General features: G+C 68.7%; 5 protein-coding genes and 1 pseudogene. 1 reads left to right on the forward strand and 5 read right to left on the reverse strand.

Annotated elements, in window-relative coordinates:
- On the reverse strand, nt 1-695 hold a 695-nt coding region (locus A5655_RS07270), incomplete at its 3' end, for a bifunctional riboflavin kinase/FAD synthetase (RefSeq protein WP_067007451.1).
- Between the two features lie 115 nt (nt 696-810).
- Between A5655_RS07270 and mntR the strand changes: the two genes are divergently transcribed.
- A complete protein-coding gene (gene mntR / locus A5655_RS07275; protein ID WP_067007454.1) occupies nt 811-1,515 on the forward strand; it encodes a manganese-binding transcriptional regulator MntR in 705 nt (234 codons plus the stop codon).
- Here the strand turns inward: mntR and A5655_RS07280 are convergent.
- The 4 genes and pseudogenes from A5655_RS07280 to truB all read right to left on the reverse strand — a co-directional run.
- A complete protein-coding gene (locus tag A5655_RS07280; protein WP_067007457.1) occupies nt 1,512-2,744 on the reverse strand; it encodes an acyl-CoA dehydrogenase family protein in 1,233 nt (410 codons plus the stop codon). The two genes, mntR and A5655_RS07280, sit on opposite strands and share 4 nt — an antisense overlap.
- A gap of 3 nt (nt 2,745-2,747) precedes the next feature.
- Nucleotides 2,748-3,938, reverse strand: a complete 1,191-nt coding sequence (locus tag A5655_RS07285) for a lipid-transfer protein (protein WP_067007460.1) — start codon at nt 3,936-3,938, stop codon at nt 2,748-2,750.
- Nucleotides 3,939-4,045: 107 nt separating this feature from the next.
- Complete coding sequence (locus A5655_RS07290) at nt 4,046-4,849, reverse strand: crotonase/enoyl-CoA hydratase family protein (RefSeq protein WP_067007463.1); 804 nt, start codon at nt 4,847-4,849, stop codon at nt 4,046-4,048.
- A 10-nt stretch (nt 4,850-4,859) separates the two neighbouring features.
- Nucleotides 4,860-5,125: pseudogene (gene truB, locus A5655_RS07295) on the reverse strand (tRNA pseudouridine(55) synthase TruB); the annotation flags it as partial.

The raw sequence follows: 5,125 nt of genomic DNA on the forward strand, positions 1-5,125 counted from the left end.
CAGGCCGCGTACACGCCGTCGGCCGGGATCGCCGAGTACATGGGCGGCGCGACGTTCGCGGTGGGAAAGCCCAGCTCCGCGCCCCGGCCCTCGCCGCGGACGACGACGCCCTCGACGCGGTGCGGGCGCCCCAGCGCCTCCGTCGCCGCCACCATGTCGCCGGCGTCCACGCAGGACCGGATGTAGGTGGACGAGAACGTCACGGTCTCGTTGCTGTGGTGCTCGGACAGCAGCGACATCGACTCCACGGCGAAGCCGAACCGCTCACCGGCCTTGCGCAGGGTGGCGACCGTGCCGGCCGCCTTCTTGCCGAAGGTGAAGTTCTCGCCGACCACGACCTCGACCACGTGCAGGTTCTCCACCAGCAGCTCGTGGACGTAGCGCTCCGGGGTGAGCTTCATGAAATCCGTGGTGAACGGCATCACCAGAAAGACGTCGATGCCGAGCTCCTCGACCAGCTCGGCGCGGCGGGTCAGCGTGGTCAGCTGCGCGGGGTGGCTGCCGGGATAGACCACTTCCATCGGGTGCGGGTCGAACGTCATCAGCACCGTCGGCACGTTGCGCGCGCGGCCGGCCTTCACCGCGTGCGCGATCAGCTCGGCGTGGCCGCGGTGCACCCCATCGAACACCCCGATGGTGACCACGCATCTGCCCCAGTCCGTGGGAATCTCGTCTTGGCCGCGCCACCGCTGCACGACCGCAAGCCTACGGCGCCGGGCCGGCGCATGGCGTGCCGAGCCCCGCGCTCGCGGCGACGAGATCCCGGCGCGGCACCCCTAATCGGGTGTGGGTTGCCTAAACTTTCTGGTTGTGAGGGCTGACGACGAGCCAGGCGGCATCACCGCGGTCGGCCAGGACTACCTGAAGGTCATCTGGAATGCCCAGGAGTGGTCGCCCGACGGGGCCCCGCAGAAAGTCAGCACCAAGATGCTGGCCGACCGGATCGGGGTGTCGGCCAGCACGGCCTCGGAATCGATCCGCAAACTCGCCGAGCAGGGCCTGGTCGACCACGAGAAGTACGGCGCGGTCACGCTGACCGAGGCCGGGCGCCGGGCGGCCCTCGAGGTGGTGCGCCGGCACCGGTTGTTGGAGACCTTCCTGGTCAACGAGCTCGGCTACCGCTGGGACGAGGTGCACGACGAGGCCGAGGTGCTCGAGCACGCGGTGTCGGACCGGCTGGTGGCCCGCATCGACGCCAAGTTGGGCTACCCGCAGCGCGACCCGCACGGCGACCCGATTCCGGCCTCCGACGGGCAGGTCCCCACCCCACCGGCCCGCCAGCTGTGGGCGTGCCGCGACGGCGACACCGGGACGGTGGCCCGGATTTCCGACGCCGACCCCGAGATGCTGCGCTATTTCACCGGAGTCGGGATCCAGCTCGACTCGCGGCTGCGCGTGCTGACCCGCCGGGAATTCGCCGGGATGATCTCGGTGGCGATCGAGTCCGCCGACGGCGCCGAGAGCACGGTCGACCTCGGCAGCCCGGCGGCCCGCGCGATCTGGGTGGTGGCTTAGCCCAGCAGGCCCTTGGCGATGTGGGTGACCTGCACCTCGTTGCTGCCGGCGTAGATCATCAGCGACTTCGCGTCGCGGGCCAGCTGTTCCACGCGGTACTCGGCCATGTAGCCGTTGCCGCCGAACAGCTGCACGGCCTCCATCGCGACGTCGGTGGCCGCCTCCGAGCTGTACAGCTTGATCGCGGACGCCTCGGCCAGCGAGAGCGGTTTGCCCGCCTGTTGCCGCTCGATGGTGTGAAAGACCATGTTCTGCACGTTCATTCGGGCGATCTCCATCTTGGCCAGCTTGAGCTGGATCAGCTGGAACTGCCCGATGTTCTTGCCCCACAGCGTGCGGGTCTTGGCGTAATCGACGCACAGCCGGTGGCATTCGTTGATGATGCCGAGCGCCATCATCGCGATCCCGATCCGCTCGGCGGCGAAATTGTCGCGGGCGCTGTCGCGGCCGTCGCCGTCGGCCTGGCGCTGGTTCTCGCCGAGCAGGCGATCGGGCGTCAGCCGCACGTTGTCGAAGAACAGTTCGCCCGTCGGCGAGGACATCATGCCCATCTTCTTGAACGGCTTGCCCTGTGTCAGGCCCGGCATCCCGGCGTCCAGCACGAAGATCAGCACCGGCCGGTTGCGCCGGTCCACCGACGGGTCCCCCTCGTCCAGCTTGGCGTAGACCACCAGCACGTCGGCGCAGGGCCCGTTGGTGATGAACGTCTTCTGCCCGTTGAGGATGTAGTCCTCGCCGTCGCGCTTGACCGAGGTCTTCATCCCGCCGAACGCGTCGGACCCGGAGTCCGGCTCGGTGATGGCCCACGCCGCAATCTTTTTCAGCGTCATCAGGTCGGGCAGCCAGCGTTCCTTCTGGGCCAGCGTGCCGCGGCTCATGATGGTCGCCGCACCCAGCCCGATGCTCACCGACGCGGTGCTCAGCAGCCCGATGCTGACCCGGGCCAGCTCGGAGACCAGGACCGCCAGCATCGACGCCTGGGCGCCCCCACCGAAACCGCCTGAGCCGTCGGGCTTTTCGTCGGTGCCCGAGCGCTCCCGGTCGAGCATCTTCTTGACCGCTTCGGCGGCCATCGCGTCAAGGCCGAACTGGCTGAACAGCTTCCGCGCGATCGGGTACGGCGACAGCGCGCCCGTTTCCAGTTCGTCGAGATGCGGGCGGATCTCCTTGTCGATGAACTGACGAACCGCATCCCGAACCATGAGGTCGGTGTCGGACCACTCGATCACGGGTCAGCGTTCGGCGCGCTGATAAGCCGTGACGACGGCGGCGCCGCCCAGCCCGATGTTGTGCTGCAGGGCGGCGTTGACGCCCTCGACCTGGCGCTTGTCGGCGGTGCCGCGCAGCTGCCAGGTCAGCTCGGCGCACTGCGCCAGGCCGGTCGCGCCCAGCGGGTGCCCCTTGGAGATCAGCCCGCCCGACGGGTTGACCACCCAGCGTCCGCCGTAGGTGGTGTCGCCGTTGTCGACCAGCTTGGGCGCCTCGCCCTCCCCGCACAGACCGAGGGCCTCGTAGAGCAGCAGCTCGTTGGCCGAGAAGCAGTCGTGCAGCTCGATCACCTGGAAGTCCTCGGGGCCCAGCCCGGACTGGTCGTAAACGCGTTGCGCGGCTTGCACGTTCATGTCATAGCCGATGAGGTTCTTGGCGCTGCCGTCGAACGTGGAGGCGAAGTCGGTGGTCATCGCCTGGCCGACGATCTCGACCGCCTGGCCGGCCAGCCCGTGCTTGTCGACGTAGCCCTCCGAGGCCAGGATCGCCGCGCCCGACCCGTCCGAGGTCGGCGAGCACTGCAGCTTGGTAAGCGGGTCGGAGATCATCCGCGCCGCCAGGATGTCGTCGAGCGTGTAGGACTCCTGGAACTGCGCGTACGGGTTGTTGACGGAGTGCTTGTGGTTCTTGTAGCCGATCTTGGCGAAGTGCTCCGCGGTGCTGCCGTATTGACGCATGTGCTCGCGGCCGGCGGCGCCGAACATCCACGGCGCGACGGGCATCGCGAACTCGTCGATCGCGGCCATGGCCTTGACGTGCTTGCCCATCGGCGATTCGCGGTCCTGGGCGCCGCCGCTGAGGGCGCCGGGTTGCATCTTCTCGAAGCCGAGCGCGATCGCGCAGTCGACGATCCCGCCGCGGATCGCCTGCGCCGCCAGGAAAAGCGCCGTCGAGCCGGTCGAGCAGTTGTTGTTGACGTTGACGATCGGGATGCCGGTCATGCCCAGCTCGTAGAGCGCCCGCTGGCCCGACGTCGAGTCCCCGGCGACGTAGCCGACGTAGCCCTGCTGCACGTCGCGGTAGTCGACACCGGCGTCGGCCAGCGCGTTGGTGCCCGACTCGCGGGCCATGTCCGGGTAGTCCCAGCCCTCGCGGCGCCCCGGCTTCTCGAATTTCGTCATGCCGACGCCGACGACGTAAACCTTGTTAGACATCCTGCGCGCCTTCCGGAGATGTGGGGCGAATTGACACCCGTCCAGTCCGGAGCTTAGCCGTGCGGACTTGGTCGCTGGAACCCCCGTCGTTGCCGGCGCGCACGACGTCAAGCGGGGTCGACGAAGACCGGGTCCTCCCCCGACATTCCGGCCACCACGGCGGCAAGCTGATTGGGCTTGCCGATCAGCCCGGTTTGCAGCTCGGATTCGCGTTTGAGGGCGGCCGCGGCGTCGTCGCTGAGCCACGTCTCGTCGTAGAGGCGCTTGGCAGCGCGAACGGCATCGGGAGATTTCCGCGCGATTTCGTCCGCGAGTTCCTTCGCCGCGGCCAGTGGATCGTCACTGTTTCGCGTGACCAGTCCGAGCGCCAAAGCCTCGCTGCCGCGCACGATGCGGCCGCTGAAGGTCAGCTCCTTGGCAACGTCGATGGCGACGAGTCGCGGCAGCGTCTGCGTGATGCCCATGTCGGGAACCAGCCCCCACTTGACCTCCATGATGGACAGCTTCGCGTCCGGTGCGGCGATCCGGATGTCGGCGCCAAGCGCGATCTGCAGGCCGCCGCCGAAGCAGTTCCCGTGAATCGCCGCGATGACCGGCGCCGGCACCAGGGACCAGTCGTAGGCCACGCGTTGCGCGAAGTTGGCCACCCGGTCGCCGTCGCGTTCCAGCAGGACGCCGGTGCCACCCTGTCCGGACATGAAGCTGGCGACGTCCAGGCCCGAGCAGAAGCTCTTCCCCTCACCGTGCAACACGACCGCGCGGACCGATTTGTCTTCTGCCAGTTGCCCCGCCGCATTCATCAAGCCCTCGAACATGGCTTGGTCAAGCGCATTGTGCTTGTCGGCGCGCACCATCGTCACCGTCGCTACGCCACCGTCACCGATACGTACCCGAACCCTGTCTTCGCTCACGCGAACGAACCTACCGCGACAGCGTCGAGGGACGGATCACCACGACCGGCTTGGTCCCCTGTCCCTCGTCGCGCAGCAGCGCGATCACCCGGCCGTCGGCGTCGGTGGCGGCGTAGACGCCGTCGATGCCGGCCGGCGGCAGGGACCGGCCGTTGCTTGCCGCCGACGCCTCCTCGGCGGACAGGTCGCGGCGCGGAAACACCAGCAGGCACGCCTCGTCCAGGGTCAGGGTCAGCCGGGGCCGCTCGGCCAGGTCCTCGAGCGAGCGCGCCCGGT

Origin of the sequence: Mycobacterium sp. 1081908.1 (assembly GCF_001673535.1) — a bacterium.
GTDB lineage: Bacteria > Actinomycetota > Actinomycetes > Mycobacteriales > Mycobacteriaceae > Mycobacterium.